Here is a 26,403-nt window from a genome sequence, read left to right on the forward strand (position 1 = left end):
CCACAATCGCGCCATGCTGGAACTCAATGACATAGAAGCCGCCGCGCAGCGGATCGCGGGCCAGGTGCTCGACACACCCTGTGTGGAATCGCGCACGCTCTCCCAACTCCTCGGCTGTCAGGTGTTCCTGAAGTTCGAGAACCTGCAGTACACCGCCTCGTTCAAGGAGCGCGGTGCCTGCAACAAGCTCTCGCAGCTCAGCGCCGACGAACGGGCCCGTGGCGTGGTGGCCATGAGCGCCGGCAACCATGCCCAGGGCGTGGCGTATCACGCGCAGCGCCTGGGCATTCGTGCGGTGATCGTGATGCCGCGCTTCACGCCGGGCGTGAAAGTTGAACGCACGCGCGGCTTTGGTGCCGAGGTGGTGCTGCACGGCGACACGCTGGACGAGGCCCGGACCCACGCGCGCGAGCTGTCGGCGCGCGACGGCCTGGTGTTTGTGCACCCCTACGACGATGAAGCCATCGTGGCCGGGCAAGGCACGGTGGCGCTGGAGATGCTGCGCGTCCAGCCCGATCTGGACACGCTGGTGATCGCGATCGGTGGTGGTGGTCTGATCGGCGGCATGGCCACGGCGGCGCGCGCGATCAAGCCGGGCATCGAGATCGTGGGCGTGCAGACCGAGCGGTTTCCGGCCATGTACAACGCCATCAAGGGCACACACCTGCCCCAGGGCAACAGCACCATCGCCGAGGGCATCGCGGTCGGCACACCCGGCGCGGTCACCGAGGCCATCATCCGGGACAAGGTGGATGACATCGTGCTGGTCGACGAAGGCGACATCGAGCAGGCCATCGTGATGCTGCTGGAGATCGAGAAGACCCTGGTGGAAGGCGCCGGCGCGGCGGGCCTCGCGGCCCTGATCAAACACCCGCAGCGCTTTGCCGGCAAGAAGGTCGGGCTGGTGCTCTGCGGCGGCAACATCGACCCGCTGCTGCTGGCCTCCATCATCGAACGCGGCATGGTGCGCGCCGGGCGGCTGGCGCGCATCCAGGTCAACGCGCGCGATGTGCCGGGCAACCTGGCGCGCATCACCGCCATCGTGGCCGACGCCGGCGCCAACGTCGACGAGGTGCACCACCAGCGCGCCTTCACGCTGCTGGCGGCGCAGAACGTGGCGATCGAGCTGGTGCTGCAGACGCGCGGCCGCGAACACCTGGCGCAGGTGATCGAGCACCTCCAGGCCGCGGGCTTTGAGGCCACGGTGATCTGAAGGCCCGCCGCGGCGCCGGCCGGCGCCCGCCGACACGGTTGCGCCTGCTGCACATCTGCCGGCAATGGACGGCATGTCCGCGCATCCCGATCTCAAAACACGCCATTCCGGTGAACGCTTTTTCACCAGAGGTTGACGTGTCATGCCCCTACTTGCATCATGGTCCGGTGTTTGACCCGTTCACAGGAGAAAAACCATGAACATGAACGCCTTGTGGGAGTCCTTGCAGAACAGCCTGGGCGGCCACATTCCCCAGTTGCTGGGGGCCCTGGCCATTTTCGTGCTGGGCTGGTTCATCGCCGTGCTGGTGCGCGCCGCCGTGCGCAAGAGCCTGGGCTTTGCCGGCGTCAACCACCGCTTCAGCCGCCTCACCGGCAACGGTGTGGACATCGAGAGCGCGGTGGCCCTGGGCCTGTTCTGGGCGGTGATCCTGGTCACGCTGATGGCGGTCTTCAACTCGCTGGACCTGGCGATGGTGTCCGGCCCCTTCAGCGCGCTGATCACCAAGGTGTTCGAATACGCGCCGCGCCTGCTCGCGGGTCTGGTGTTGGCGCTGGTCGCCTGGCTGGTGGCCAGTCTGGTGCGCACGATGACGCAGAAGCTGCTGGACCGCAGCTCGCTCGACGAGAAGCTGTCCGAACACGCGGACATGGACCCCATCAGCGAGAGCCTGGCCGGCGCCCTGTTCTGGCTGGTGATCCTGCTGTTCGTGCCCGCCATCCTGGGCGCGCTGGAGATGCAGGGCCTGCTGGACCCGCTGCGCGACATGGTGGCCAAGACGCTGGACATGCTGCCCAACGCGGTGGCCGCGTTCGTGATCGGCGGTGTGGGCTGGATCGTGGCCACCGTGCTGCGCAACCTCACCACCAACCTCACGCGCACCGCCGGTATCGACAAGATCGGCGGCCGTGCCGGCCTCTCCAGCGCCGTGCAGCTCTCCAGTGTGGTCGGCCTGCTGGTGTTCGTCGCGGTGTTCCTGCCGTCGCTGATCGCCGCGCTGGACGCGCTCAAGGTGGAAGCCATCTCGCAGCCCGCCACCCAGATGCTGGCCATGATCCTGGCCGCCGTGCCACACATCCTCGCCGCGGCGCTGATCCTCGTCATCACCTGGCTGGTGGCCTCGTTCGCCAGCAAGCTGCTGGCCAGCCTGCTCGCCACCGTGGGCTTCGACACGCTGCCCGCACGCATCGGCATGGCCCACGCCTTCGAGAAGACCAGCGCCTCCAGCTTTGTGGGTCACGTCGCGATGTTTTTCGCCATGCTGTTCGCCACGGTCGAGGCGGCCTCCCAGCTCGGCTTCAGCCAGGTCAGCGGTGTCGTGACCACGTTCATCACCTTTGGCGGCGACGTGCTGCTCGGATCGGCCATCCTGGTCATCGGCTTCTGGCTCGCCAATGTGGCCTACACCGCGATTGACCGCGCCAGCGGTGCCAACAGCCAGGGGCTGGCCCGTATCGCGCGCTTCGCCATCCTGGCCCTGGTGCTGGCCATGGGCCTGCGCGCCATGGGCATCGCCGACGACATCGTCAATCTCGCCTTCGGCCTCACGCTGGGCGCCGTGGCCGTGGCCGTCGCACTCTCGTTCGGCCTGGGCGGGCGCGAGGCCGCGGGCAAACTCATGGAACACTGGCTGTCCCGCTTCCGCCGCAACAACGAACCCTGACGCGACCCATGACATCTGCCCTGCACACCTCCGACACCGCGCCCACGGTCACCACCGACACCCTGCAGTCCGCGCTGAGCGACTGGTTCGCCCCCTGGGTCCAGGCGCTGGGCATGCGGGTGCAGGGTTTCGGCCCCGGCGAGGTCACGCTGCGCCTGCCGCAGAACCCCGAACTCAGCCGCATCGGCGGCATGGTGTGCGGCCAGGCGCTGATGGCGGCGGCCGACACCGCCATGGTGCTGGCCATCGTGACGCAGCTCGGTAACCAGCGGCCCATGACCACCGTGCAGCTCAACACCAGCTTCCTGAAACCGCTGGCCAACCAGGACGCGCTGGTCACGGCCCGCGTGATCCGGGCTGGCAAGAACCTGGTGTTCGGCGAAATCGACATCGTGGCCGCGGGCGACGGCAAGAGTGTCTGCCGGGCCAGCACCACCTACGCCCTGCTTTAGGGTATGTCACGAGGCCCGGGCCAGCGCCAGGACGCCCGCTGCCCTTAAAATCTTGTTGATATTTGTCAAATACCCTGGAGAAACCATGTCCCACCACCAACACGACAGCCACAGCGACCAGCCCCATGACGTGGTGGAGTCCATCGTTCCCCTCATGCCCATCGTGTTGCCTGTGGCCGGTGGCGTTCTGATTTTCCTGCTGGCCTTCATCGCGGTCTTCATGGCCTGAAGCCGCCGTCCGGCAGCGTCCAGCCGAACGCCCGCCCGGGCCTTCGGCTTTTTTCTTGTCCGACCGGCGTCTGGATCAGGGCAGATCCGGAACCGCAACCCATCAATTGGCGCATCAGGTTATGCATGTTTTGCATGTAACTTGCCGGTAACTGACCCACCACTTTCATAAAATCGAGGTTTTGGCCGACACGCGGATCAAAACCCGGGTCCATCCACCCGCCTTTTGCCCATCTGGCTGCACCTGCCATCCGCACCGCAGCACCGAGCGCCGACCGCCCTTATTTGCCCAAGGGATCTTGACCAGCCGCGCGCCCATTTGTTTGTGGCCAGCGGCTGTTGGTGTCTCTTGGGCTTGCCGCTTTACAAACTTCTGGAGCCATTTCCATGAATTCTCCCGTGATGCAGGGCCTGAACCTCAACACACCCGTCTACGTGAAAAACGCCCGGCTGATCGCCTGGGTGGCCGACATGGTCGCCCTGTGCAAGCCGGCCGACGTGGTCTGGTGCGATGGCAGCGAGGAGGAATACAACCGCCTGTGCCAGCAGCTGGTGGACGCCGGCACCTTCAAGAAACTCAACCCCGCCAAGCGCCCGGGCAGCTACCTGGCCTGCTCCGACCCGTCGGACGTGGCGCGCGTGGAAGACCGCACCTTCATCTGCTCCGAGAAGAAGGAAAACGCTGGCCCGACCAACAACTGGATGGACCCGGCACAGATGCGCCAGACCCTGCAGCCGCTGTTTGACGGCTGCATGAAGGGCCGCACCATGTACGTGGTGCCCTTCTCCATGGGCCCGCTGGGTTCGCACATTGCCCACATCGGCATCGAGCTGACCGACAGCGCCTACGTGGCCGTGAACCAGAAGCTGATGACCCGCATGGGCAAGGCCGTGTACGACGTGCTCGGCACCGACGGCGCCTTCGTGCCCTGCATGCACACCGTGGGCGCGCCACTGGCCGCCGGTGAAAAGGACACCACCACCTGGCCCTGCAACCCGACCACCAAGTACATCGTGCATTTCCCCGAGACGCGCGAAATCTGGTCCTACGGTTCGGGCTATGGCGGCAACGCGCTGCTGGGCAAGAAGTGCTTCGCGCTGCGCATCGCCTCCAACATGGGCCGCGACCAGGGCTGGCTGGCCGAGCACATGCTGATCCTCGGCGTGACCAATCCGCAAGGCAAGAAGTACCACGTCGCCGCCGCTTTCCCCAGCGCCTGCGGCAAGACCAACTTCTCCATGCTGGTGCCGCCCGAGGCCGGCTTCGCGGGCTGGAAGGTCACCACCATCGGTGACGACATCGCCTGGATCAAGCCGCACGCCGACGGCAAGCTCTACGCCATCAATCCCGAAGCGGGTTATTTCGGCGTCGCCCCCGGCACCAACATGCACACCAACCCGAACTGCATGCGCTCGCTGGACAAGAACGTGATCTTCACCAACGTGGCGCTGACCGATGACGGCGACGTCTGGTGGGAAGGCATGGAGAAAGACGGCGGCGGCGTGCCCGCGCACCTGATCGACTGGCAAGGCAAGGACTGGACGCCCGAGATCGCCAAGGCCACCGGCGCCAAGGCCGCGCACCCGAACTCGCGCTTCACCGTCGCCGCCGGCAACAACCCGGCGCTGGACCCGCAGTGGGACGACGCCAACGGCGTGGCGATCGACGCCTTCATGTTCGGCGGCCGCCGCAGCACCACCGTGCCGCTGGTGACCGAAGCCCGCAGCTGGACCGAAGGCGTGTACATGGCCGCGACCATGGGCAGCGAAACCACCGCCGCCGCCTTTGGTGCGCAGGGCGTGGTGCGCCGCGACCCGTTCGCCATGCTGCCGTTCTGCGGCTACAACATGAGCGACTACTTCCAGCACTGGCTCGACATGGGCGACCAGCTGCAGGCTCAGGGTCATTCGCTGCCCAAGATGTTCTGCGTGAACTGGTTCCGCAAGGACGCCGACGGCAAGTTCGTCTGGCCCGGATATGGCGACAACATGCGCGTGCTCAAGTGGATGATCGACCGCATCGAAGGCTCTGCCCAAGGCGAGACCACGATGTTCGGCACCGCCCCGACCTACGCCGAAATCAACTGGACCGGCCTGGACTTCAGCGCCGAGCAGTTCAAGACCGTGACCAGCATCGACAAGGCCGCCTGGGTTGACGAACTCAAGCTGCACGAGTCGCACTTCGAGCAGCTGGCCTACCACTTGCCGAAGGCCCTGGTCGACACCAAGGCCGCGCTGGAAAAGCGCCTGGCCACCTGAGGAAACACGTTGGAAGGGCACGATCTGCCCTTCCAGCGCCACGCCCCCGGATGAACGGTCCGGGCGAAAAAAAAGCCACCGGACCCGGTGGCTTTTTTGCTGGGACTCAGGCCTTTTGGCCCGGCGGCGTCAGATGTAATACAGGTGGATGTTGCGCGCACGGCTTTCGGCGAGCCGCTCGGGGAAACGTCCCCAGCCGCTGACCGGCTTCTGCACCACACCGGGCTCCAGACCCATGGGCGCCAGCGCGGTTTCAAAGTCGCCGTCGTCGGTATCGCGCATGCGGGCCTGCATCAGTTCGTTCATCAGGCGCGGGTCGCGACGGGCCAGCTCCCACAGGCGCATCTCGGCACGGGCTTCAGCCAGCGTGGCCGACCAGCTGTCCAGCGAACGCAGGGTGCGCTGCGCCAGGTTGCGGGCGGTGCCCGCGAACAGCGCCAGGCCCGCGAAAATCACGACCCACAGAGCGACCCAGGCCAGAAGCAGGTGGCCGTCGGCCCAGGTGCTGATGAGGCGGTCGGCCAGCACCACGAGCGCAGCCACTGCGGCGGCCAACAGCAAGGCGGCCAGCCCCCGGGCGCCATCGCGGCTGGGCCGGACCCGGTAGGTACCCGCTGCGTCGGGCGACGAGGTGGGGGACAGCCCCAAGGATGCGGGGGAGGGGGAAAAGACGGTGCTCATGGCGGACTCCTTGAAAGAAATGTCTTTTGGACAGGTGGATACTAGGGTTAACCCGCATGTCACGCCAATTTATTTTTGTGATGAATTACATTCACAAATCATATGAATGAACTGAACTTTCGCACCCTCGACCTGAACCTGCTGCGGGTTTTCGACGAGGTGATGGTCGAGCGCAACCTCACGCGCGCGGCCCACAACCTGGCCATGACCCAGCCGGCGGTGAGCAACGCGCTCAAGCGGCTGCGCGAGACCCTGGGCGACGAGCTGGTGCGGCGCGCGGGCTACGGCGTGGAACCCACGCCCATGGCGCTGGCGCTGTGGCCCACGGTGCGCGACGCGCTGCAGCAGCTGCGCGAATCGCTGGCGCCGGGCGGTTTCGACCCGGCCACCGCGCACAACGCCTTCGTGCTCGCCATGGCCGATGCCACCGCCGCCAAGCTGGTGCCCGGCCTGATGGACATCCTGGAAAACGAAGCCCCCGGGGTGAACCTGCGGGTGCTGCCGCTGACCACGCGCGACCCGCGCGAGCTGCTGGAATCGGGCTCGGCGGACCTGGCGATCGGCCATTTCCCCGGCGTGCTGGCCGAGCTCAGCGCCAGCCACCTGCAGGAACACAGCCCCCGCTTCCTGAACCAGCGCCTGTACGACGGCGAGTACGTGGTCGTCATGCGCCGCGGCCACCCGCTGGCCGGGCGCCCCATCGATCTGGACAGCTACTGCGCCGCGCGCCACCTGCTGGTGAGCTTCTCCGGGCGCCCGTTTGGCTTCGTTGACGAGGCGCTGGCCGCACTCTCGCGCCAGCGGCGCGTGGTGCTGACCGTGAACCAGTTCTTCACCGCCGGGCGCGTGGTGGCGACCACCGACCTGCTGACGGTGTTGCCGCGCCATTTCGTGGGCGCCACCGGCATGGAACACGAGCTGGCCCTGAGCGAGTTGCCGCTGCCGGTGCCCGCGGTGCATGTGGACACGCTGTGGCACCGCCAGTCGTCCCACAACAGTGCCCACAGCTGGTTGAGGGACGCGGTGGTGCGGGCTTCAGTCCAAGGCTTTCGCGTCGATAAGGTGTAAAAACGTGACGAAGATCGCAATTTCACCGGGAGGACCTCACCATGTCCATGAAACTCCTGCTGGCGGTGGACGGCAGCCGCTACACGCGGCGCATGCTGACCTACATCGTTTCCAACGAACTGCTGTTCCGGCCCTTCTACGACTACGTGCTGTTCAATGTCCAGCCCGGCGAGGGCAACCGCTACGACGTGGCGGCCAACAACGCCCTGCTGGAGGAACCCAACCAGTTCCTGCAAGCCCACGGCTTCACGCCGCTGTGTGTGACGCGCCAGGGCGAACCGGCCAAAGAGCTGGTGGTGGCGGCCAAGCAGTTCCAGAGCAACCTGCTCGTCATGGGCTGCCGCGGTCAATCGGCGATCGAAAGCATGGTGTTGGGTTCGGTCACCGCCGCGGTGCTGGCCCACTCACACGTCCCGGTGCTGGTCGTGCGCTGAACGTGCAACCCGTTGTTCACCCGACAATGCGGGCATGAACATCCAGCTTCTGAGCGACCTGCACCTCGAAGCCAATCCCGACTTTGTCGCCACGCCGGCCCCCGGTGCCGACCTGCTGGTGCTCGCCGGCGACATCGGCTCCTACCAGAACCGGCGCGACGGCAGCGTGATGGCCGAACCCGACTGGTGCCTGCAGCGCTTCTCGCCCCTGCCGCAGTACGCGGCCTGGCCGGTGCCGGTGGTCTATGTGCCCGGCAACCACGAATACGATGCGCTGGATGTGGACGAGGCGCACGCCGGGTTGCGCGCCACCTGCGACCGGCTGGGCATCCAGTGGCTGGAGCGCGAAACGCTGTTGCTGGACGGCGTGCGGCTGATCGGCACCACGCTGTGGAGCGACTACGACGCCCTGGCCAGTCAGCCCCAGACCGAAGGCCGCACCCGCGATCCGCTCACCAACCGCCTGCACCAGCGCCAGAAAGCCTTCCGCGCGGCCAACTTCTACCTGAACAAGATGAACGGGCAGCGCCACGGGCGCCTGTTCGACGCCGCGGCCATGCGCGAGCTCGGGCTGGAATGCCAGGACTGGCTGCGCCAGGCGCTGGCCCAGCCGTTCGACGGGACCACGGTCGTGATCACCCACTTTGCCCCCACCCTGCACAGCGCCGATCCGCGCTACGGCCTGAGCCCGGGCACCGCCGGTTTCTGCAACGGACTGGACGATCTGCTGCCGCTGGCCGATCTGTGGCTGCACGGTCATCTGCACTGCCCGCAGGACCTGCAACTGGGCCGCTGCCGCATCGTCGCCAACCCGCTCGGTTACGCCGAGAAGAACGAACAGCTGGGATTCCTGCCGACCCAGCTGATCACGGTAAACCCACAGGGTGCAGCGCGGGTACCGGCCCGCGCCGGCAGGCCGTAAACTCGGCGCCAACCTCAATGAACTGGAGACCCCGATGAAGATCCTGCTCGCGGTGGATGGCAGCGCCTACACCAAAAAAATGCTCGCTTACCTGACCACCCACGAAGAGATGTTCGGCTCGAACAACGATCTCACCCTGTTCACGGTGCAGCTGCCCCTGCCCGCCCGTGCACGGGCCGCCGTGGGCGCCGAAGTGGCCAACAGCTACTACGCTGAAGAGGCCGAAAAGGTCACCGCGCCGGTGGTCAAGTTTCTCAAGCGCCACGGCATGGAACCCAAGGTCGTGCACAAGGTCGGCACGGCGGGCGAACAGATCGCCAAGGCGGCCAACGCGGGCAAGTTTGATCTGGTGGTGATGGGTTCACACGGCCACAGCGCCCTGGGCAACCTGGTCATGGGTTCGGTGACCACCCAGGTGCTGGCGCACTGCGAGGTGCCGGTGTTGCTTGTGAGGTAAACGCTCCCCCCGCGCCGCTTCGCGTCACCCCCCAGGGGGCGGCACTGGCGGCCCGGCAAAGCCGGTTCCGCGGTGCCCTGGGATGAACTCCCCCTCGGAGCCCTCCGGCTTTCTTTCCAGCGCGCCAGCCCTGACCCAGGATGCGGTGGAACCGGCTTTGCCGGGCCACTCGCATCGCCCCCTGGAGGGTGCCGCGAAGCGGCGCGGGGGGTCACCGCTTCCGCAGTCCGTCGAAACAGGTGCTCAGCACCATGTCGATGATCTGCTCGTTGCTGTAGAGCCCCGCGCCTTTGAGGAAGCCCAGCACCGGGTCGCAGGCGCGCGCATACAGGGTGTAGAGCACCGCGATCGGCGGCAGGGCGCTGTTCAGGCTGCCATCGGCCTGGGCTGCGGTGATCCAGGCGCCGAGGCGATCGCTCACGTCCATCAGGCCATCAACATAGGCCTTGTTGGTGGTCAGCGCCGCGCGCAGGCTGGAGTTTTCGCTCGGCAGTGACGGCATTTCGCCCGCCAGTTGCACCGCCATCGTCCAGCGCGCCACCTCGCGCAACTGCTCCAGCGGCGGGCGCTGGGCGTCCAGCGTGTCCAGGAACGCACGCGCCCGGTCCATCACACGCACCATGGCCGCCGCGGCCAGGTCTTCCTTGCTCGGGAAGTGCTTGTAGAGGCTGGCCTTGGCGATGCCGACTTCGGCCGCCACTTCATCCACGGTCATCGCCTCAAAACCTTTTTCGGCCAGCAACCGGTTCACCGCCGACACGATGGCGTCCTCGCGCGCGATGTGCATCTGCTCGCGAAAGCTGCGCTTGGGTGGGACGGGTGGGGACGACTTGAGGACAACGCTGACCATGAACAACCTTTGAATGCTTGCCCGGATTCTGCCCGAAATTGACGACAAGGTCGACATAAGCACCATCAAGTCTTGTTACATACTGATCAGTATCTTTTTATCCTAATCAGTGTAATATTCGCTCCGACGGCCGACTTTGCCGGGGTGAGCCGAATCGGCAAGCCACCCGGTGACGCTGTTGTTCCGAAGTCCGGTGAGCGAGAAAGCAGCGGCCAACACCTCCGCTGCCCCGCACGGCCGGCTTCCATCCCTGTTGTCCAACCTCACTGGAGTTCCGTATGAAAAAGACCCTCATCGCCGCCACGCTCGCCTTCGGCGCCTTCACCGCTCAGGCCGCCGACATCGTGGACACGGCCGTTGCGGCCGGTTCGTTCAAGACCCTGGCCACGGCCCTGCAGGCCGCCGGCCTGGTGGACACGCTCAAGGGCAAGGGTCCGTTCACCGTGTTCGCCCCCACCGACGAAGCCTTCGCCAAGGTGCCCAAGGCCGATCTGGACGCCTTGCTGAAAGACAAGGCCAAGCTCACCGCGGTGCTGACCTACCACGTGGTCGCGGGCAAGGTGATGGCGGCCGACGTGAAGGCCGGCAAAGTGAAGACGGTGCAAGGCAGCGAACTGACCGTGAGCACCATGGGCGGCGTGAAGGTGGACGCGGCCAACGTGGTGAAGACCGACATCGTGGCCGACAACGGCGTGATCCACGTGATCGACAGTGTGGTCATGCCGAAATAAGGTCCGCTCCCGACCTCAAGCCCCGCCCTGGCGGGGCTTTTTTACGCCTTCGCCTGAAGCAGGTTCTGCGCCGCGGCGCTTCGCAGCGCGCTGCTCAGCGCGTCCAGCACATCCGAACTCAGGTTCCAGCAGTGCCAGTACAGGGCCACCTCCAGCCGGTGGCGCGGCGCGAGGTTGACCAGTTCGCCGCTGGCGATGAGTTCGTGCACGCTCAGCTCGGGCAACACGCTCACGCCCCAGCCCGCCCGCACCGCCCGCACCTGGCCTTCGCTGGAGGGCACGAAGAGCTGTTTGAGCATGACACGCGGCAGCTCAAAGGCCTGCTCCACGAAACCGTGCTGCAGGTGGTCCTTGCGGTTGAAAGCGACGAAGGGCAGCTTGTGGAAGTTGTGCGCATTCAGGCCCTTGGGGCAGTGCGCTGCCGCGTAAGCCGCCTGCGCCACCACCACGTAGCCCATGCTGCCCAGCGCCTCCATCTTGCAGCCGCGCAACGCCTGGCCGAGCGAGGTGACGCAGCCCAGCACCTGGCCTTCGCGCAGCCACTCGTGGGTGAATTCCTGGTCGTCGGTGATGATTTCGATCGGCAGGCCGCCCTGCGCCAGCCCGTTGAGCGCGGGCAGCGCCCAGGTGGCGATGCTGTCGGCGTTGATGGCGACCGAGATGCGCTCCTCTTCGCGGCCATTGCCAGTGGAGCTCGGTGCGAGTTCCTTGAGGTCTTTTTCCAGGTCGGCGCGCAGCAGGCGCTGCATCTTGGCGTGCTTGAGCATGAGCTGGCCGGCCGGCGTCGGCTTGAGCGGCCGGCTGCGCACGATCAGCACCGTGCCCACCTGCGCCTCCAGCGCACGCAGCCGCTGCGACACCGCCGACTGGGTGATGGACAGGCGCTGCGCGGCGCGCTCGAACCCCCCCTCTTCGATGATGGCGGCCAGGCATTCCAGGGCGTCGGGATCAAAAGTGCTCATGCGGTTGAACGGGAAAAAGAGGCGGTGACGTGGACGAACGGGACGGGCGTTTCACACGGGGATCGAAGCGCCTCTTCCATTAGCCAACATGATGCCGAAGATTTTAGTTTAATTTCGCTTCACTAACACCGCGGCTTTTCCCATACTTCGCCCCAGTTTTTCCACTTTTTTCAGGAGCGGGCCATGCGAGTCGTTGTACTGGGTGCAGGCATCATCGGGGTGAGCACGGCGTGGCATCTGATGCAGCGTGGTCACGAGGTCACACTGGTCGACCGGCAGGCGGACGCCGCGCTGGAAACCAGTTTCGGCAACGCGGCGCAGATTTCGGTCAGCTACTGCGAACCCTGGGCCAACCGCGAGGCGCCACTGAAGGCGCTGAAGTGGCTGTTCGACCCGGAGGGTCCGCTCAAATTCCGCCCGCAGCTGGACCCGGCGCAGTGGCTCTGGGGCATGCAATTCCTGGGCCAGTGCAACGACGCCGCCTTTGAGCGCAACGTGGCGCAGCTGGTGGCGCTGGGCAGCTACAGCCACGCGGCGCTGAAAGACGTGGTAGCCGCCACCGGCCTGCAATACAACCGGCTTACCAAGGGCATCGCCCACTACTACACCAGCCAGAAATCGTTCGACGCCGCCGGCGGCGCGGCCGAGCTGATGCGCCGCCACGGCGTGAACCGCAAGGTGGTGAGCAAAGACGAGCTGCTGAAGATCGAACCCGCGCTGCGCAGTTTTGCCGACCGCATCGTGGGCGGCACCTACACCGAGAGCGACGAGTCGGGCGACTGCATGGCCTTCACCCAGAAGCTGGCCCAGCTGTGCCGCGAGCAGGGCATGTTGTCCCTGATGGGCCACGACATCCAGCGCATCCGCGCCAGCGGTGGCCAGGTGGACAGCGTGAGCGTGCACGACCGGGCGACCGGCCAGGCGCGCGAACTCCAGGCCGATGCCTTCGTGGTGGCCGCCGGCTCCTACTCCACCGCGCTGCTCAAGCAGGTGGGCGTGCACGTGCCGATCTACCCCGGCAAGGGCTACAGCGCCACGCTGAAACTGCTCAAGCCCGAAGCGGCTTCTCAGGTGAGCCTGCTGGACGACCAGCTCAAGATCGCGATCTCGCGCCTGGGCGACCAGCTGCGCGTGGCGGGCACCATAGAACTCGGCGGCTTCGACCTGTCGCTGGACACGCCGCTGGCGCGCACCCGGGCACAGATGCTGGTCAAGCGCATCGAAGAAGTGTTCCCGGGTGTGGCCGACACGCGCACGCCCGAAGAAGGTGGCGACCCGCAGTTCTGGTGCGGCCTGCGCCCGGCCACACCGACCAACATCCCGCTGATCGGCAGCACGAAAGTCGGCAAGCTCTGGGTCAATGCCGGCCACGGCACGCTGGGCTGGACACACGGCGCCGGCTCGGGCAAGGCCCTCGCCGAACTCATCAGCGGCGAGGTGCCGGCGATGAACTTCGGCTTTGTCGGCCAGCCCGCCGCGCGGCGCAGCGCAGCGGTCAACGCCGGCCGCCTGCGCCACGCAGCGCCGCCGCAACAGGCCTGAACAAACCCCTCATTGGCCGGGTGCTGCAAACCGCAGCACCCGGCCTTTTCACATCCGGCGACCAACCCAGCCGCCGGAGACCGCGGCACCACCCGTGACCGCACCATGACAACGACAGGAGACAGACATGAACCCCCAACCCTCCACCGCCCTGCCGCGCGGTATCGGCCTCGGCGCCACCCTGCTGCTGGCCCACGGTGCCGCCAGCGCCCAGGGCGACAGCCTCGACGCGCGCATCAGCGCCGCGGTGCAGCCGTATTCCGACGCCGTGGCTGGCGCCATCTTCTATTCGGTGCCGGTCGGCGGCACCAGCTTCCCGCTCATCGTGGGCTGGCTGATCCTGGCGGCGCTGATCTTCACCATTCACTTCCGCTTCATCCAGCTGCGTGGCTTCTCGCACGCGATCCAGGTCGTGCGCGGCCGCTATTCCGATCCGTCCATGCCGGGTGAAGTGACGCCCTTCCAGGCCCTGACCGCTGCGGTCTCGGGCACCGTGGGCCTGGGCAACATCGCCGGTGTGGCGGTGGCCGTGGGCATCGGCGGCGCCGGCGCCACCTTCTGGATGATCCTGGCCGGCCTGCTGGGCATGGCCTCGAAGTTCACCGAGGTGACGCTGGGCGTGAAGTACCGCGACGTGAACCACGCCGTGGGCACCGTCTCGGGCGGCCCCATGCGTTACCTTTCCAAGGGCCTGGCCGAACAGGGTTTCCCGCGCCTCGGCAAGTTCCTCGCGGTGTTCTTCGCCATCTGCTGCGTCGGTGGCGCCATCGGCGGCGGCAACATGTTCCAGGCCAACCAGAGCTTCCAGCAGATCGTGGGCGTGACCGGTGGTGACGCGAGCTTCTTCGCCGGCAAGGGCTGGCTGTTCGGGTTGATCATGGCGGTGTCGGTGGGCCTGGTCATCATCGGCGGCATCAAGTCCATCGCCCGGGTGACCGAAAAACTGGTGCCCTTCATGGCCGGGCTCTATCTGATCTCGGGTCTGGTCGTGCTGTTCGTCTACGTGGACCGCTTGCCCTGGGCCGTTGGCCAGATCTTCCTCGGGGCGTTTTCGTCCGAAGGTGTGGTGGGCGGCGTGGTGGGGGCTCTGATCCAGGGCTTCAAGCGCGCGGCGTTTTCCAACGAAGCGGGCGTGGGCTCGGCGGCCATCGCGCACTCCGCTGTGCAGACCAACCAGCCGGTGTCGCAGGGCTTTGCCGCACTGCTCGAACCCTTCATCGACACCGTGGTGATCTGCACCATGACGGCCTTGGTGATCATCATCACCGGCCATGTGGACGCCGGCGGCCTCACGGCGCAGGCCGGTGGCGCCACCGGTGTGGGCCTGACGTCGGTGGCCTTTGGCAGCGCGGTGAGCTGGTTCCCGTATGTGCTGGCGCTGGCTGTGGTGCTGTTCGCCTTCTCGACCATGATCACCTGGAGCTACTACGGCATGAAGGCCTGGACCTACCTGCTGGGCGAGAGCTTCGCGTCGGAACTCACGTTCAAGCTGCTGTTCCTTGTCTTCGTGGTGGTGGGCGCCAGCATGGGCCTGGGTCCGGTGATCGATTTTTCGGATTCAATGATCTTCGCCATGGCGCTGGCCAACATCGTCGGCCTGTACGTCCTGATGCCGGTCGTGAAGCGCGAACTCCAGCACTACCGCGCCGGCATCCAGAACGGCCGCATCACCACCACCAGTTGAGGCAAAGGGCCGGCCACCCGAACAAAAGCCCGCAGTTGCGGGCTTTTGTTCGACCGGTTCTGGACCGCTCAGCTGGTCTTCTTCGCCTTCACCGGCACCACCCGGGGGTCTGGCTGCTCGGGCACCACGCGTTCACTCATCCAGCGCAGCAGGTCCAGCCACATCTGGCGCATCTCGGCATCCAGTGGGGTGCGGAAGGCGCTCGGCAATTCGATGGTGACCACCGGCATGCCCTTGTGCACGCCGCCGAAATTGCCCAGGCTGCCGGGGAAGATGCCGACCTGATCCAGGTACAGGCGCCCCAGGCGGGCCGGTGGCACGCTCGGGCCATCGAAGTCCAGCACGCCGTAGGGCGCGTGGATGCTGACGATCAGGTCGGGCTGGAAGCGCTCCATCTCGTTGTACAGGTACTGCGATTCGGGCTCGGACAGCGGCTTCGGGCCGGGCCAGCGGCGCGGGTCCTTGCGCGTGCGCTCTTCCCAGTAGATCTTGGCGTCGCGCCGCCAGTTGGGCGTGGGGAAGTTGCGGTTGAGGTCCACGCCGTTGGCGTTCACGCGCTTGGCCGGGCGCACCATGAGGCCGTCCGGGTTGAGCGCGGGGATGAAGCGCCAGTGCGCATTGGACGGGGTCTGCAGGGCGAGCTGGATCCAGTGCAAGGCCACCGAGGCCGACGACAGCTCATCGCCGTGCATGGCTCCGACCACCAGCACGCGGATGCGGGCTTCGGGTGCGACCACGTCGCGCTGGAACAGGGTGCGCCCCTGGACCGACCGGCCGACCGTGGGCTTGAGCTCGGCACTGGCGCACAGGGGCGCTTTCACGTTGGGCAATCGCGCCACAAACTCCCGGCAGGGGTCGCTGCCCTGCAGGTTGGTCAATGGGTGCCCGGGGCCCCGGGCCGGGTTCGTTTCGGTGGGCTTCGCGGTACCCGCCAGCGGCCACAGCAGGCATGCGGCCACGGCCAGGGAAAGGGTGGGTGTCAGGGAAGGAAATCGGGACATCACGGCATTCTAGGGACCTTGTTCATCCGGCAGATGACAAGGCCCTGGATCACCGTGAACCGCGGCACGGCGGCGCGGGTCTCACTCGTCCTTTTCACCCGCCTCGTACAGCGTCTCGCGGCCCATGCGGTCGAGGATCAGCTCGGCCGTCCAGGGCAGCATGAGCGCGCCGCAGCGGCTGTCGCGGTACAGGCGTTCGAGCGGCAGGTGCTTGAGCATGCTCTGGCCGCCGCAGGTGCGGATCGCCAGGCGCGCGATGTCGTTGGCGCCTTCCATCACGCTGTAGTGCGCGGCGTAGAGGCGCATCTTCTCGTCCTTGCTCGGGTTGGGTTTGGCCTCGGCGATGGCGCGCGCGAAGAGGCTCTTCATGTTCTCCAGCTGGATGCGCATCTGCGCCACCGCGATCTGTTTGGTGGGGAACTGGCGGCGTTTGATGGGCGGCTCGCCCGGCACCTCGCCGCGCAGGTACTGAACCGTGAAGTCGTAGGCCGCGTTGGCCACGCCCAGGTAGGTGGGCGAGAGCGTGAAGAACATGGCGGGCCAGGTCTGCGCGCCCTTGAAGTAGATGCCGCGCGGCATCAGCTGTTCGGCGTCGCTCACGAACACGTCCTTGAACGCCAGGTTGCGGCTCACCGTGCCGCGCATGCCCAGCGGGTCCCAGTCGCCGCTGATGCTGAAGCCTTCTGAAGTAGCGGGCACGCTGATGTAGAGCGTGTCGCGCGCGTCGGGGTGCTGGTCGCCCTTGTCTTCGGTGCAGAGCACGCCGTAATAGTCGGCCGCGCCGGAGAGGCTGGCCCAGATCTTCCGGCCGTTGATGAGCCAGCCGCCGTCGACCTTCTTCGCTGTGGTACCGAAGGGCGCGCGCCCGGCGGCTGCGGCCGTGCCTTCGCTGAAGGGTTGCGCGTAGAGCGCGCCCTCGTTGACGATGCGGCCGAAGTGCAGCTCGCGCCGCGCCGCGTGTTCGCTGCGCTCGGCGTCGCTCATCGGAATGCCGTCGGCCAGCACGCCGGTCCACATGGTCGAGCAGATGTGCATGTTCCAGGTGAGCGCGGTGGCGCCGCAGAAACGCCCGATCTCGGCCGCGACCATCATGTAGGTGGTGTAGTCCGCGCCCAGGCCGCCGTGCGAGGTGGGCACGCAGAGCTTGAGGAAACCGGCCTCGCGCAGGTCGTCGTAGTTGGCGAACGGGAAGCTGGCTTCGGTGTCCCATTGCTGCGCGCGCGCGGCGAACTTGTCGCGGCCCAGCGCGTGGGCTTTGGCCAGCAGTTCGCGCTGCAGCGGCGTGAAGGCCATGTCGCCGACAGCGGGGGTGAAGTCGAGCCCGGTGTGGGGGTTGATGGGGTTGTTCATGCGTCTTGTCTCCTGCTGTTTTTCGGTGCGGGTCAGTGGGTATCGGGCAAAGGCTTGGGCGCGGGCTCGCGCAGGAAGGCGAGCAGCAGCGCGTCGAAGGCGTCGGGCGCTTCAAGGTTCATGAGGTGACCGATGCCGGCCAGCTCGGCGTAACGGGCGCGCGGAATGGCGGCGGCCATCTGCTTCATCACCGCGGGCACGGCCACGCGGTCGAACTCGCCACCGAGCAGCAACGTGGGCACGCGGATGTCCGCCAGCGCGGCCTGGCGGTCAAAGGTCACCAGGCATTCGAGCGCGCGCCGGTAGGTGGCGGCGGGCACGCCGGCCATGCAGTGTTCGGCCAGGCGCGCGCCTTCGGGCAAGGCGCCCGGGCCGACCATCTGCGGCACCAGCGTGGCCGCCATGTCGGCCATGGTCTTGCCGGCGTCGAGCGGGGCGGTGCGCTGGCCGATGAACTGCTGCGCCCAGGCTTCGGCCGAGCGACCGTCGGTGCGTTTGCCGAAGGCGGCCGAGGTGCCGCAGAGGATGAGCTTTTTCACCTTGTCGGGCCGGCGCGCGATCACCTCCTGCGCCACCATGCCACCCATGCTGTGGCCCAACAGCACCACGCTCTCGCACCGCAGCGCGTCGATCAGGTCGATGCAGCTCTGCGCCAGCGCCTTGAAGGTGTAGGGTTCGATGGGTGCGCTGCGGCCGTAACCCGGCATGTCCCAGGCCACCGCGCGGTAACCGGCCTGCGCCAGGGTTTCCACCTGCGGCGCGAACGCGAGGTGACCGCCGCCGATGCCGTGCAGCATCAAGACCGTCGGACCACTGCCCAAAGTGGTGAATTGCGGAAGCGGCATCAGTCGTTCACCTTTCCAGCGCTGACCACCACCGAGTCGTCCAGGACAACGGTGCATTTGCGCATCGGCCAGTCGAAATGGCCCCGCGTGTAGCGCCCGGCGGTTTCGTTGGCGCCTGTGCTGTAGAGGAAGTTGCCGGCGAAAGCGCGCAGCTCGGTGCCGTTGAAATCGCGCTTGTCGTAGAGCGCCATGCTGTCCCAGCGCGCGGCATCGTTCAGGCCATAGCCCACGTGGCTCACGGCATACGCCTCTTTCTCCTGCCAGGCTTCAAAGTACGAGCGCAGCAGCTCGGCATCGACCCCCGTGCCCTCGATGCGCGTCACGTAGTCGTTCTCGATCGTCAGCGTGATCGACCGCTCGATGTAGCGCTTGAAGGTCAGGTTCACGTCGCCCTCGGCCAGCACCAGCGTGCCGTTGACGCTGCCCGCGGCGGGGAACGCCAGCACCAGACCACCGGGCCAGTGGGTCAGCGTGCCGGGGCGGGTGGTGCTGCCCCAGTTGCCGCCGGCCACCGCGCCCTGCAGCGCGATGCTGAGATCGGTGCCCGCGGGCGAGGTCACGCGCATGGCCTGGGCACCACGCAGGCGTTTCACGTGGTTTTTCACGCGCGCTTCGGTGGCGTCGTCGGGCAGCAGGCGCGCCAGCGCTTCCGGATGCTCGTTGCTCACGTAGACGATGCGCGGCTGCGTCGTGCCGTTGCCCTGCAGGATGGCCGGCAGCTCCGGTGCGTGCATCAGGCCCTCGACCGTGATGTCCACCACCAGCGTGCAGGCCTGCAGCGCCGCGATCACCGGGCCCAGTTGCTGGATCGCCGGGGTGGCGCCGGTGGAGCGCGTGACCGGCTCGCCGCGGACAAACACCGACGGCAGGGTGAGCGTGAAGGCATCGGCCCCGATGCGCGCGACCGCGAGCCGCGCCAACTCCATGAGCACCGGGCGGCTCTGGGTTTCACCGAGAATGGCCACCGTGTCACCCGGCTGCAGCGCACAGCGGCGCAACACCGTTTCAAATGCGTCGAGCCACGCGGGTTCGACTCGCTCCTGCAGCATCGGTAGTCTCCTTTTTTGGGCCGGTCACCAACAGGGGTTTGGCGCCGGTCGGCCCATTATTCATGAATTTTCATATAAATTGCAGCCATGTCCCCAGCCCGTAACGCCGGCCATCAGGCCCGCCCCCCCGATTTCTCACCGCGCGAGTTCCGTGCCTCGCTGGGCATGTTCGCCACCGGCGTGACCATCGTCACCGCGCGCACCGCGTCCGGTGAATTGGCGGGTCTGACGGCCAGCTCGTTCAACTCGGTATCGCTCGACCCACCGCTGGTGCTCTGGAGCCTGGCCCAGGCGGCCGGCTCGATGGCGGCGTTTGCCAACGGCCAGCACTACGCCATCAACGTGCTCGCGGCCGACCAGCAGGCCCTGGCCGAACGCTTTGCCGCGCGCGATGTGGACCGCTGGCAGGGCGTGGATTTTGTGGAAGGTGTCAGCGGCGCACCGCTGCTCACCGGCTGCGTCGCCACGTTCGAGTGCTTCAACCGCAGCCAGTACACCGAAGGCGATCACGTGATCTTCGTCGGCGAGGTCGAGCGCTGCAGCCGCCGCGCCGCCGCCTCGCCCCTGCTCTACCACGGCGGCCGCTTCTACACCGAGCACCCCTTGCAGGGCTCGCAGGCCGACCCGAGCGCGCCGCAGGCACCCGACGACCGCTTCGTCGGCAGCTACCTGGGGTACCTGCTCGGACAGGCCAACCACGCCGTGTACCGCGACTTTGAAGACGCCATCGCAGCGCAGGGCCTGACCCACATCGCCTGGCGCGTGCTCGCCGTGCTGCACGACGCGGCGCTGTCCCCCGACGAGCCGGCCGGCGTCGCCATCGGCCAGCTCGCCCACGACGTGCTCGCCAAACAGCCCACCGTGACCAAGCTGGTGCAGCGCATGGCCGAAGAAGGTCTGGTCGCATTGCACGCCGACCCGGGGGACCAGCGGCGCACGCTCGTGACCGCCACCCCCACCGGTCAGCGCGCCGCCAGCGCCCTGATCGCGCAGGCGCGCCAGCAGGAAACCACCCTGCTCGCGCGCTGGTCGGCCAGCGAGGCCGAAGCCTTCAAGCGGCACCTTCAAAAGCTCGTGAACGAGCCCCCACACGCCGCCGCTGCGCGGGTCGTTGCCCCGGCACGGGGAAGGGACCCGGTGCCTCCCGCGTCCGGGGGCTGATCCGGCCTGGGGCGGCCCGGCGCCGGACCGCCAGCGATTCCCGGGCGCGACAGAGCGCGCCCCGACCCCGCGATACCCTTGACACAATGACCCCCGTCCAACGCAAAGACCACCTCGACACCCTCGCCATCACCCTGCTCGTGGTGTGCTGCGCTTTCTGGGGCTTCCAGCAGATCCTGATCAAGTTCGCCTCGCGCGAAATCCCGCCGCTGTGGCAGGCCTCGATCCGCATGTGGGGCGCCACCGCCCTGCTCTGGCTCTGGTGCCAGTTCCGCGGCGTGCCACTGTTCCAGCGCGACGGCACGCTCAAGGGCGGCCTGCTGGTGGGCCTGCTGTTCGCGGGCGAGTTTGTCTTCATCTACCTCGGGCTCACGCACACCAGCGCCTCGCGGCTCACGGTCTTCCTCTACACCAGCCCGTTCTGGGTGGCGCTGCTGCTGCCGCGGTTTGTGCACGCGGAAAAGCTGCGCCGCATCCAGTGGATCGGCCTGACGCTGGCCTTCGCCGCCGTCGCGGTGGCGTTCAGCGAAGCCTTCCTGCACGGTTCATCACCGGGCCAGTGGATCGGTGACACCATGGGTCTGGCCGCCGGCATGCTCTGGGGCCTGACCACGCTGGCGATACGCACCACCAGGATCGCCACCGCCGCCGCCGAAAAATCGCTGTTCTACCAGCTCGGTGTGACCGCCGCCGTGACGCCGCTGCTCTCGATCGCACTGGGCGAAAGCTGGGGCTTTGGTTACTCGGCCATGGCCTGGGGCTCGGTCTTTCTGCAGACCGCCGTGGGCGCCTTCGCGAGTTACCTGACCTGGATGTGGATGCTGCGCCACTACCCCGCGACGCAGATGTCCACCTTCACCTTCCTCACACCGCTGTTCGCGCTGATCTTTGGCGTGGTGCTGCTGGGCGAACCGCTGACGCTGCAGCTGGTGCTCGCCCTGCTGGGCGTGGCGGCCGGCATCGTGCTGGTCAGTCGCAAAGGCTGAGCGGGCCGACGGCTGGCATCAATGGGTCGGGGATCGCCCGGCTCAGCGCCAGAGCTTTCCGCACAGGCCCCGATAGACGAAGGGCTGTGTCGGGATGGCCGGCGTGGCGCCCGCGGTTTCCAGCGAAACCGCCAGCTCCACCGCCGGGAAGAAAACCTTCTCGGCGGGCTCATCCAGGGTCACGCGGGTGAACTTGCCGCTGGGCAAGGGCGCCACCGCCGTGATCGCGCCGGCCTTGTCGATGCGCCACAGGTACAGGGTCTTGCCCTGCGGCACCTCGACCGGCGTCAGCTGCTTGAGGTCGACGACCTTCCCGCGTCTCAGGCTGGAGACGATCAGCCCTGGCTCGCCCTTGGCCGTGGCCAGCACGCCCACGTAACTGTCGGGCAGCGCCATCTCGCGCTGTGCTTCCAGCCGCGCCTGCCACACCACGGGCACGACCGAGCCCACCACCAGCCCCATGGCCAGGGCCGCCACCGGCACGGGGTCCAGCCATCGGCGCCACCACGTTGTAGGGGCCGCGACCGGGGCCGGAGCCAGTCCGGCCGAGCGCGCGATGCGCGGCCACAGGCCCGCGCTGGTCGCTTGCGGCGGCAGGGTGGTGTGCAAGGGGCCAAGCCGCGCCGTCCAGTCGTTGACCGCGTCCACCAGTGCCGGGTGGCGCTGCAGGGCCGCTTCGAACCGACGCCGCGCCGGGCCGCGCAGGGTGCCGGCGACATAGGCCGCCGCCAGCCGGTCGATGACCGAAGGGTGATGGGTCCAGTTCATGTCAGCGCCTCCAGGCAGTCCTTGAGCCGCATCAGGCTGCGTCGCGTCCAGGCCTTGACCGTGCCGAGTGGTCGCTGCATCCGCAGCGCGATCTCGGCGTGGGTCAGTCCCTCATAGAAAGCCAGCATCAGGGCCCGCCTCGGGTCGTGCTCCAGCGCGCCGATGCAGTGCGACAACCGGGCGTCGGACTCCTGCACCAGCAGCTGCTCGACCGGTGATGCCCCTTCGGCGGCCACGTCGTGCGAGTGCTCCTCACCAGTGGCGCTGCGCCACTGGAGCGGCTCTTCGGGCTTTCGCTTGCGCAAGAGGTCGATCGCCCGGTGCCGGGTGACGACGCACAGCCAGGCCAGCGTCCGGTGCTGCCCCGGCGCCGCTGCGGTGGAGCGGTTCCAGATCGCGGTGAACACTTCCTGCAGCACGTCTTCGGCCATGGCCGCGTCCTGCGTCACGCGCATGGCCACCGCCATCAGCCGGTCGGCTGCCATCGTGAACAAGGCTTCGAACGCCTTGGCGTCCTGCAGGGCAATGCGCGCCAGCAGCCGACTGACTTCATCCCGGCCATCCATCGGAAGGACCTCCTAGTGAGCGACGAAATCGAGGATAGCGCACGGGTGGTGCGCTATCCCCGGCAACGGGCTTCAGTAGGTGGACGTGGCCGCACTGGCGGTGGCGGCCTTGTCGGTGACCACGTGCCACACACCGCCCTTGCCGTCGCCGTTGCGTTCTCCGGGTTTGGCATCGGCGGCGTAGTAGTACAGCGGCTTGCCCTTGACCGTCCACTGGCGCACGCCGTTGGTCTCGATCAGGCCGAAGTCGCCTTTGACCGCAGCGTCGGGTTTGGCCACGAAGGCCGGCCACAGCGTCAGGCAGCCGCCACTGCAGTTGCTCTTGCCCATCTCGTCCTTGTCGAAGGTGTAGACCGTGCGGCCGGCCGCGTCGACCAGCACCCCGTCGCGCATGACGGGCTGGGCATGGGCGGCGCCGGCGAGGATGGCGACCAGGGACAGGGAGGTGAAGGCAGCGTGTCGGAAGTTCATGGTGTGTCGTCCTGGAGTTGAAGGTTGAAGGGGTCACCGGATGGCGCCCTGCCTCTAGAACGGAACGACACGCGATCTGGATGCACCGGGCTGAACTTATTTTTTGCGGCAAAGAAAAAGGGGCGCCCCGATGGAGCGCCCCTTTCCCGGGCGACGAGCCGCTCGGATCGAACGTCAGCGCAGGTGGTGCACCGCCGCCTGCCCGTAGACCGGCGTGTCCAGGCCCTCGTAGCGCGCCTTCAATTGCAGCGAAAGGAACTGCGAGTAGTGGCGGCTCTGGTGCAGGTTGCCGCCGTGGATCCACAGCTGTTTCTGGTTGGTCGGCTTCCACATGTTGCGCAGCTCGCCTTCCCACGGTCCCGGGTCTTTCGTCGTCGACGAGCCCAGCCCCCAGACCTTGCCCACGCGGTCGGCCACCTCGGGTGACACGAGATCGGCGAGCCAGTGGTTCATCGAGCCGTAGCCGGTGGCGTAGACCAGCAGGTCGGCCGGCAGCTCGGTGCCGTCGGTCAGCGTCACGCCCTTCGGGTTGATGCGCTCGATGTTCACGCCGCTCTTGAGCTTGATGCTGCCGTTGGCCACCAGCTCGCTCGCGCCCACGTCGATGTAGTAGCCCGAGCCGCGGCGCAGGTACTTCATGAACAGGCCCGAGCCGTCGTCGCCGAAGTCGAGCATGAAGCCCGCCTTCTCCAGCCGGCCGTACAGGTCGGCGTCGCGCTTCTTCATCTCGTCGTACACGGGGATGTGGAAGCTGTGCATGATCTTGTAGGGCACGCTGGCAAACACGAGATCGGCCTTGTGGTGGTCGATGCCGTTCTTCAGCGCTTCCTCGCTGTACAGCCCGCCCAGCGCCAGCTCCATCAGCGAATCGGACGGCGCGATGTGCGTGCTGGTGCGCTGGATCATCGTGACGTCGGCGCCGTTTTCCCAGAGGGCCGCGCAGATGTCGTGCGCCGAGTTGTTCGAGCCGAGCACCACCGCCTTCTTGCCCTGGTACTGCTCGGGGCCGGGGTGCTTGCTGGAGTGGTGCTGGTCGCCCTCGAAGCTCTCGGCGCCGGGGATCTTGGGCACGTTGGCGTAGCCCGACACGCCGAGCGCGAACACCAGCTGCTTGGGTCGCAGCGTCACCTCTTCACCATCGCGGTCCACGATCACTTCCCACTCGCCCTTGGCTTCGTTGAAGGTGGCCTTCTTCGCGGTGGTCGAGCCCCAGTAGTTGATCTCCATGACCTTGGTGTACATCTCCAGCCAGTCGCCCACCTTGTCTTTCGGCGCGAACACCGGCCAGTCGTCGGGGAAGGGCATGTAGGGCAGGTGGTCGTACCAGACCGGGTCGTGCAGGCACAGCGTCTTGTAGCGGTTGCGCCAGCTGTCGCCCGCCCGCGGGTTCTTCTCGATCACGATGGTCGGCACGCCCAGGCGGCGCAGCCGCGCGGCCAGGATGATGCCGCCCTGGCCGCCGCCGATGATCACCGTGTAGGGCTGCTCGTCGTAGCCCAGGCGCGCCTCTTCTTCGTGGCGCCGCTCCAGCCAGCTCTTGCGCCCCTGCTGCGCGCCGTGCTCCGCGCCCTTGATGCGGCGCGTGCCCTTCTTCTCTTCAAAGCCCTTCAGCTCGACCATGGTGGTCAGCAGCGTCCAGGCCTTGTCACCTTTCAGGCGCAGGTGGCCGCGTCCGCGCGAGACCGTGGTCTCGAAGGTGAACCAGGCGTCGGTCACGCCGTCGGCCTCGGTGGCCTCGCCGTCGAGCTGGAAGTTGGACGCGCCGGTCTCGGCCTGGCGCGCCGCGAGCATGTCGCGCACGGCCTCGTGGCCTTCCTGCGTGCGGATGTTCCAGGTGAATGCAACGAGGTCGCGCCAGTAGCAGTCGGCGTCGAACAGCGGCAATACGGCCTCGGGGTTGCCGGAAGCCAGGGCGGCGCCGAAGGCGTCCAGCCAGCGTTGAGCCCGCTGGGAGGGCGTGGTGTCGGTCATGGGTCTTGTCTCCTGTGGATGCCGGCCTCGATGCGGACCGGTACCCTTCCCTTCTCAAGACCCGTGCCATGTGGTGGACACGCGCAAGTGCTTGATTTGCCGAGGCTTCCAGAAGCGGTGCGGGTGTCACACCCCGTGCACCTGTCACCCTTCGGAGTGACAGGTGTCACAGCCCTGCGGCCGGGCTTTCAGTGGAGCGAGGGATCGTCCTGCCTGTTCGGGGGAACGATGGCCGCCCGCTTCATTCTTCGGTACAAGGTCATGCGCGACAGCCCCATGGCGCGCGCCACCGCGCTCACGTTCCAGTGCGCCGCACGCAGCGCCTGCAGCAAGGCTTCCGGCCCGTCTTCTGGAACGGTTGCAACGCCGGGGTCAGAAGAACGCACCGCCAACCGACCCGCCTGCAACTCCGGCAGATCGTCCAGGTCGATCGCTCCATCCGCGCACAGACTCCCCGCGTAGTCCAGCACGTTGCGCAGCTCGCGCAGGTTGCCCGGCCAGCGGTGCGCCAGCAGCCGCTGCAGCGCGGCGGGCGTGAGCGAGCGCCCGCCCAGCAGCCGCGTGATCATGGCGCCCAGGTCGCTGCGCTCGCGCAGCGGCGGCAACTGGATGTGCGCGCCCTTCAGGCGGTAATACAGGTCGTCGCGGAAACGCCCGCCCAGCACCAGCTGCTCCAGCGGCGCGTGCGTCGCCGCGATCACGCGGATGTTCACCGGCACCGGTTTTGTCGCGCCCACCGGCAGCACCTCGCGCTCCGACAGCACGCGCAGCAGCCGCGCCTGCAGCGCCAGCGGCATGTCGCCGATCTCGTCCAGAAACAGCGTGCCGCCGTCGGCCTCGGCGATCAGGCCGCGCTTGCCCTTGGGCGAAGCGCCCGAGAAGCTGCCGGGCAGGTGGCCGAACAGCTCGCTCTCGATCAGGTGCTCGGGAATCGCCGCGCAGTTCACCGCCACGAAGGGCCGCGCGCGGCGCTCGCTGCTGCTGTGCACCGCCTTGGCAAAAAACTCCTTGCCCGAACCCGTCTCGCCCGTGATCAGCAGGCTGATCGGCGTGTTCACCAGCCGCGCCACGCGCTCCACCTGCCGGTCC

At 67.2% G+C, this 26,403-nt stretch carries 27 protein-coding genes and 1 pseudogene; 15 read left to right on the forward strand and 13 right to left on the reverse strand.

All coding sequences use genetic code 11. The features are described 5' to 3' along the window. The first annotated feature begins 13 nt into the window (after positions 1-13). From F3K02_RS15470 to F3K02_RS15485, 4 genes are all read left to right on the forward strand, one after another. On the forward strand, positions 14-1,213 hold the full coding sequence (locus F3K02_RS15470) for a threonine ammonia-lyase (protein WP_177136528.1): 1,200 nt from the start codon (positions 14-16) through the stop codon (positions 1,211-1,213). A gap of 196 nt (positions 1,214-1,409) precedes the next feature. Continuing rightward, entirely contained in the window at positions 1,410-2,876 is a 1,467-nt protein-coding gene (locus F3K02_RS15475) for a mechanosensitive ion channel (RefSeq protein ID WP_177136529.1), read from the forward strand. A gap of 8 nt (positions 2,877-2,884) precedes the next feature. Then, complete coding sequence (locus tag F3K02_RS15480; RefSeq protein ID WP_177136530.1) at positions 2,885-3,328, forward strand: PaaI family thioesterase; 444 nt, start codon at positions 2,885-2,887, stop codon at positions 3,326-3,328. A gap of 85 nt (positions 3,329-3,413) precedes the next feature. After that, the gene (locus tag F3K02_RS15485; RefSeq protein WP_177136531.1) at positions 3,414-3,557 is read left to right on the forward strand and encodes a hypothetical protein; all 144 of its coding nucleotides are present in this window, start codon (positions 3,414-3,416) and stop codon (positions 3,555-3,557) included. Here F3K02_RS15485 and F3K02_RS15490 read toward each other — a convergent pair. Continuing rightward, positions 3,547-3,771 (reverse strand): hypothetical protein, encoded by a 225-nt coding sequence (locus tag F3K02_RS15490; protein WP_177136532.1) that lies wholly within the window; start codon positions 3,769-3,771, stop codon positions 3,547-3,549. The genes F3K02_RS15485 and F3K02_RS15490 overlap by 11 nt on opposite strands. A 172-nt stretch (positions 3,772-3,943) precedes the next feature. Between F3K02_RS15490 and F3K02_RS15495 the strand changes: the two genes are divergently transcribed. Continuing rightward, the gene (locus F3K02_RS15495; RefSeq protein WP_177136533.1) at positions 3,944-5,815 is read left to right on the forward strand and encodes a phosphoenolpyruvate carboxykinase (GTP); all 1,872 of its coding nucleotides are present in this window, start codon (positions 3,944-3,946) and stop codon (positions 5,813-5,815) included. A gap of 129 nt (positions 5,816-5,944) precedes the next feature. On the opposite strand, the gene F3K02_RS15500 is transcribed toward F3K02_RS15495, so the two are convergent. After that, positions 5,945-6,496: a hypothetical protein gene (locus F3K02_RS15500; RefSeq protein WP_177136534.1), complete on the reverse strand. Its 552-nt coding sequence runs from the start codon at positions 6,494-6,496 to the stop codon at positions 5,945-5,947. Between the two features lie 102 nt (positions 6,497-6,598). Between F3K02_RS15500 and F3K02_RS15505 the strand changes: the two genes are divergently transcribed. From F3K02_RS15505 to F3K02_RS15520, 4 genes are read left to right on the forward strand one after another with little or no spacing between them, the layout of a single operon-like run. Then, on the forward strand, positions 6,599-7,564 hold the full coding sequence (locus F3K02_RS15505) for a LysR family transcriptional regulator (protein ID WP_177136535.1): 966 nt from the start codon (positions 6,599-6,601) through the stop codon (positions 7,562-7,564). Positions 7,565-7,605: 41 nt separating this feature from the next. Next, complete coding sequence (locus F3K02_RS15510) at positions 7,606-7,998, forward strand: universal stress protein (protein WP_177136536.1); 393 nt, start codon at positions 7,606-7,608, stop codon at positions 7,996-7,998. A 34-nt stretch (positions 7,999-8,032) separates the two neighbouring features. Then, positions 8,033-8,920, forward strand: coding sequence for a metallophosphoesterase (locus F3K02_RS15515; protein WP_177136537.1), 888 nt, complete (start codon positions 8,033-8,035; stop codon positions 8,918-8,920). 34 nt (positions 8,921-8,954) lie between these two features. Next, positions 8,955-9,377, forward strand: a complete 423-nt coding sequence (locus F3K02_RS15520) for a universal stress protein (RefSeq protein ID WP_177136538.1) — start codon at positions 8,955-8,957, stop codon at positions 9,375-9,377. Positions 9,378-9,588: 211 nt separating this feature from the next. Here F3K02_RS15520 and F3K02_RS15525 read toward each other — a convergent pair whose 3' ends face one another. Then, on the reverse strand, positions 9,589-10,227 hold the full coding sequence (locus F3K02_RS15525) for a TetR/AcrR family transcriptional regulator (protein ID WP_246309522.1): 639 nt from the start codon (positions 10,225-10,227) through the stop codon (positions 9,589-9,591). Between the two features lie 278 nt (positions 10,228-10,505). Here F3K02_RS15525 and F3K02_RS15530 point away from each other — a divergent pair, with 278 nt between their 5' ends. After that, positions 10,506-10,958 carry a fasciclin domain-containing protein gene (locus tag F3K02_RS15530; RefSeq protein ID WP_177136539.1) on the forward strand — a complete coding sequence of 151 codons (453 nt, stop codon included), beginning with the start codon at positions 10,506-10,508 and terminating at the stop codon, positions 10,956-10,958. Between the two features lie 41 nt (positions 10,959-10,999). On the opposite strand, the gene F3K02_RS15535 is transcribed toward F3K02_RS15530, so the two are convergent. Then, the gene (locus tag F3K02_RS15535) at positions 11,000-11,920 is read right to left on the reverse strand and encodes a LysR family transcriptional regulator ArgP (RefSeq protein WP_177136540.1); all 921 of its coding nucleotides are present in this window, start codon (positions 11,918-11,920) and stop codon (positions 11,000-11,002) included. A 183-nt stretch (positions 11,921-12,103) separates the two neighbouring features. Between F3K02_RS15535 and F3K02_RS15540 the strand changes: the two genes are divergently transcribed. Next, positions 12,104-13,462, forward strand: a complete 1,359-nt coding sequence (locus tag F3K02_RS15540; protein ID WP_177136541.1) for a D-amino acid dehydrogenase — start codon at positions 12,104-12,106, stop codon at positions 13,460-13,462. A gap of 127 nt (positions 13,463-13,589) precedes the next feature. After that, the gene (locus tag F3K02_RS15545) at positions 13,590-15,146 is read left to right on the forward strand and encodes an alanine/glycine:cation symporter family protein (protein ID WP_177136542.1); all 1,557 of its coding nucleotides are present in this window, start codon (positions 13,590-13,592) and stop codon (positions 15,144-15,146) included. Between the two features lie 68 nt (positions 15,147-15,214). Here F3K02_RS15545 and F3K02_RS15550 read toward each other — a convergent pair whose 3' ends face one another. From F3K02_RS15550 to F3K02_RS15565, 4 genes are all read right to left on the reverse strand, one after another. Beyond that, positions 15,215-16,147: a M14 family zinc carboxypeptidase gene (locus F3K02_RS15550; RefSeq protein WP_177136543.1), complete on the reverse strand. Its 933-nt coding sequence runs from the start codon at positions 16,145-16,147 to the stop codon at positions 15,215-15,217. An 81-nt stretch (positions 16,148-16,228) separates the two neighbouring features. After that, on the reverse strand, positions 16,229-17,497 hold the full coding sequence (locus F3K02_RS15555) for an acyl-CoA dehydrogenase family protein (RefSeq protein WP_177136544.1): 1,269 nt from the start codon (positions 17,495-17,497) through the stop codon (positions 16,229-16,231). 32 nt (positions 17,498-17,529) lie between these two features. After that, positions 17,530-18,345, reverse strand: a complete 816-nt coding sequence (locus F3K02_RS15560) for an alpha/beta fold hydrolase (RefSeq protein WP_177136785.1) — start codon at positions 18,343-18,345, stop codon at positions 17,530-17,532. After that, positions 18,342-19,391 carry a 2,5-dihydroxypyridine 5,6-dioxygenase NicX family protein gene (locus F3K02_RS15565; protein WP_177136545.1) on the reverse strand — a complete coding sequence of 350 codons (1,050 nt, stop codon included), beginning with the start codon at positions 19,389-19,391 and terminating at the stop codon, positions 18,342-18,344. Before F3K02_RS15565 ends, F3K02_RS15560 begins: the two co-directional genes overlap by 4 nt. An 87-nt stretch (positions 19,392-19,478) precedes the next feature. Between F3K02_RS15565 and F3K02_RS27565 the strand changes: the two are divergent. The 3 genes and pseudogenes from F3K02_RS27565 to F3K02_RS15575 form a co-directional block, all read left to right on the forward strand. Next, positions 19,479-19,997, forward strand: a pseudogene (locus F3K02_RS27565) (flavin reductase family protein); the annotation flags it as partial. Between the two features lie 96 nt (positions 19,998-20,093). Then, positions 20,094-20,552 (forward strand): MarR family winged helix-turn-helix transcriptional regulator, encoded by a 459-nt coding sequence (locus tag F3K02_RS28015; protein WP_343067100.1) that lies wholly within the window; start codon positions 20,094-20,096, stop codon positions 20,550-20,552. Between the two features lie 86 nt (positions 20,553-20,638). Further along, positions 20,639-21,538: a DMT family transporter gene (locus F3K02_RS15575; RefSeq protein WP_177136547.1), complete on the forward strand. Its 900-nt coding sequence runs from the start codon at positions 20,639-20,641 to the stop codon at positions 21,536-21,538. Positions 21,539-21,580: 42 nt separating this feature from the next. Here F3K02_RS15575 and F3K02_RS15580 read toward each other — a convergent pair whose 3' ends face one another. The 5 genes from F3K02_RS15580 to F3K02_RS27575 form a co-directional block, all read right to left on the reverse strand. After that, positions 21,581-22,306, reverse strand: a complete 726-nt coding sequence (locus F3K02_RS15580) for an anti-sigma factor (RefSeq protein ID WP_177136548.1) — start codon at positions 22,304-22,306, stop codon at positions 21,581-21,583. Further along, positions 22,303-22,872 carry a sigma-70 family RNA polymerase sigma factor gene (locus tag F3K02_RS15585; RefSeq protein WP_177136549.1) on the reverse strand — a complete coding sequence of 190 codons (570 nt, stop codon included), beginning with the start codon at positions 22,870-22,872 and terminating at the stop codon, positions 22,303-22,305. Before F3K02_RS15585 ends, F3K02_RS15580 begins: the two co-directional genes overlap by 4 nt. Positions 22,873-22,944: 72 nt before the next feature. Further along, complete coding sequence (locus F3K02_RS15590; protein WP_177136550.1) at positions 22,945-23,343, reverse strand: COG4315 family predicted lipoprotein; 399 nt, start codon at positions 23,341-23,343, stop codon at positions 22,945-22,947. A 174-nt stretch (positions 23,344-23,517) separates the two neighbouring features. Next, entirely contained in the window at positions 23,518-25,314 is a 1,797-nt protein-coding gene (locus tag F3K02_RS15595; protein WP_177136551.1) for an NAD(P)/FAD-dependent oxidoreductase, read from the reverse strand. A gap of 188 nt (positions 25,315-25,502) precedes the next feature. Then, positions 25,503-26,403, reverse strand: a 901-nt coding sequence (locus F3K02_RS27575) for a sigma-54-dependent Fis family transcriptional regulator (RefSeq protein ID WP_246309524.1), incomplete at its 5' end; no start/stop codon positions are given.

This window comes from Hydrogenophaga aromaticivorans, from assembly GCF_013387465.1.
GTDB classification, from domain to species: Bacteria; Pseudomonadota; Gammaproteobacteria; order Burkholderiales; family Burkholderiaceae_C; genus Hydrogenophaga; species Hydrogenophaga aromaticivorans.

What these genes read in the sequence shown, in the direction of transcription:
- F3K02_RS15470 (WP_177136528.1), top strand. Translation starts at nt 14, where the DNA reads ATGCTGGAACTCAATGACATAGAAGCCGCCGCGCAGCGGATCGCGGGC.
- F3K02_RS15475 (WP_177136529.1), top strand. Translation starts at nt 1,410, where the DNA reads ATGAACATGAACGCCTTGTGGGAGTCCTTGCAGAACAGCCTGGGCGGC.
- F3K02_RS15480 (WP_177136530.1), top strand. Translation starts at nt 2,885, where the DNA reads ATGACATCTGCCCTGCACACCTCCGACACCGCGCCCACGGTCACCACC.
- F3K02_RS15485 (WP_177136531.1), top strand. Translation starts at nt 3,414, where the DNA reads ATGTCCCACCACCAACACGACAGCCACAGCGACCAGCCCCATGACGTG.
- F3K02_RS15490 (WP_177136532.1), bottom strand. Translation starts at nt 3,771, where the DNA reads ATGGACCCGGGTTTTGATCCGCGTGTCGGCCAAAACCTCGATTTTATG.
- F3K02_RS15495 (WP_177136533.1), top strand. Translation starts at nt 3,944, where the DNA reads ATGAATTCTCCCGTGATGCAGGGCCTGAACCTCAACACACCCGTCTAC.
- F3K02_RS15500 (WP_177136534.1), bottom strand. Translation starts at nt 6,496, where the DNA reads ATGAGCACCGTCTTTTCCCCCTCCCCCGCATCCTTGGGGCTGTCCCCC.
- F3K02_RS15505 (WP_177136535.1), top strand. Translation starts at nt 6,599, where the DNA reads ATGAATGAACTGAACTTTCGCACCCTCGACCTGAACCTGCTGCGGGTT.
- F3K02_RS15510 (WP_177136536.1), top strand. Translation starts at nt 7,606, where the DNA reads ATGTCCATGAAACTCCTGCTGGCGGTGGACGGCAGCCGCTACACGCGG.
- F3K02_RS15515 (WP_177136537.1), top strand. Translation starts at nt 8,033, where the DNA reads ATGAACATCCAGCTTCTGAGCGACCTGCACCTCGAAGCCAATCCCGAC.
- F3K02_RS15520 (WP_177136538.1), top strand. Translation starts at nt 8,955, where the DNA reads ATGAAGATCCTGCTCGCGGTGGATGGCAGCGCCTACACCAAAAAAATG.
- F3K02_RS15525 (WP_246309522.1), bottom strand. Translation starts at nt 10,227, where the DNA reads ATGGTCAGCGTTGTCCTCAAGTCGTCCCCACCCGTCCCACCCAAGCGC.
- F3K02_RS15530 (WP_177136539.1), top strand. Translation starts at nt 10,506, where the DNA reads ATGAAAAAGACCCTCATCGCCGCCACGCTCGCCTTCGGCGCCTTCACC.
- F3K02_RS15535 (WP_177136540.1), bottom strand. Translation starts at nt 11,920, where the DNA reads ATGAGCACTTTTGATCCCGACGCCCTGGAATGCCTGGCCGCCATCATC.
- F3K02_RS15540 (WP_177136541.1), top strand. Translation starts at nt 12,104, where the DNA reads ATGCGAGTCGTTGTACTGGGTGCAGGCATCATCGGGGTGAGCACGGCG.
- F3K02_RS15545 (WP_177136542.1), top strand. Translation starts at nt 13,590, where the DNA reads ATGAACCCCCAACCCTCCACCGCCCTGCCGCGCGGTATCGGCCTCGGC.
- F3K02_RS15550 (WP_177136543.1), bottom strand. Translation starts at nt 16,147, where the DNA reads ATGTCCCGATTTCCTTCCCTGACACCCACCCTTTCCCTGGCCGTGGCC.
- F3K02_RS15555 (WP_177136544.1), bottom strand. Translation starts at nt 17,497, where the DNA reads ATGAACAACCCCATCAACCCCCACACCGGGCTCGACTTCACCCCCGCT.
- F3K02_RS15565 (WP_177136545.1), bottom strand. Translation starts at nt 19,391, where the DNA reads ATGCTGCAGGAGCGAGTCGAACCCGCGTGGCTCGACGCATTTGAAACG.
- F3K02_RS15575 (WP_177136547.1), top strand. Translation starts at nt 20,639, where the DNA reads ATGACCCCCGTCCAACGCAAAGACCACCTCGACACCCTCGCCATCACC.
- F3K02_RS15580 (WP_177136548.1), bottom strand. Translation starts at nt 22,306, where the DNA reads ATGAACTGGACCCATCACCCTTCGGTCATCGACCGGCTGGCGGCGGCC.
- F3K02_RS15585 (WP_177136549.1), bottom strand. Translation starts at nt 22,872, where the DNA reads ATGGATGGCCGGGATGAAGTCAGTCGGCTGCTGGCGCGCATTGCCCTG.
- F3K02_RS15590 (WP_177136550.1), bottom strand. Translation starts at nt 23,343, where the DNA reads ATGAACTTCCGACACGCTGCCTTCACCTCCCTGTCCCTGGTCGCCATC.
- F3K02_RS15595 (WP_177136551.1), bottom strand. Translation starts at nt 25,314, where the DNA reads ATGACCGACACCACGCCCTCCCAGCGGGCTCAACGCTGGCTGGACGCC.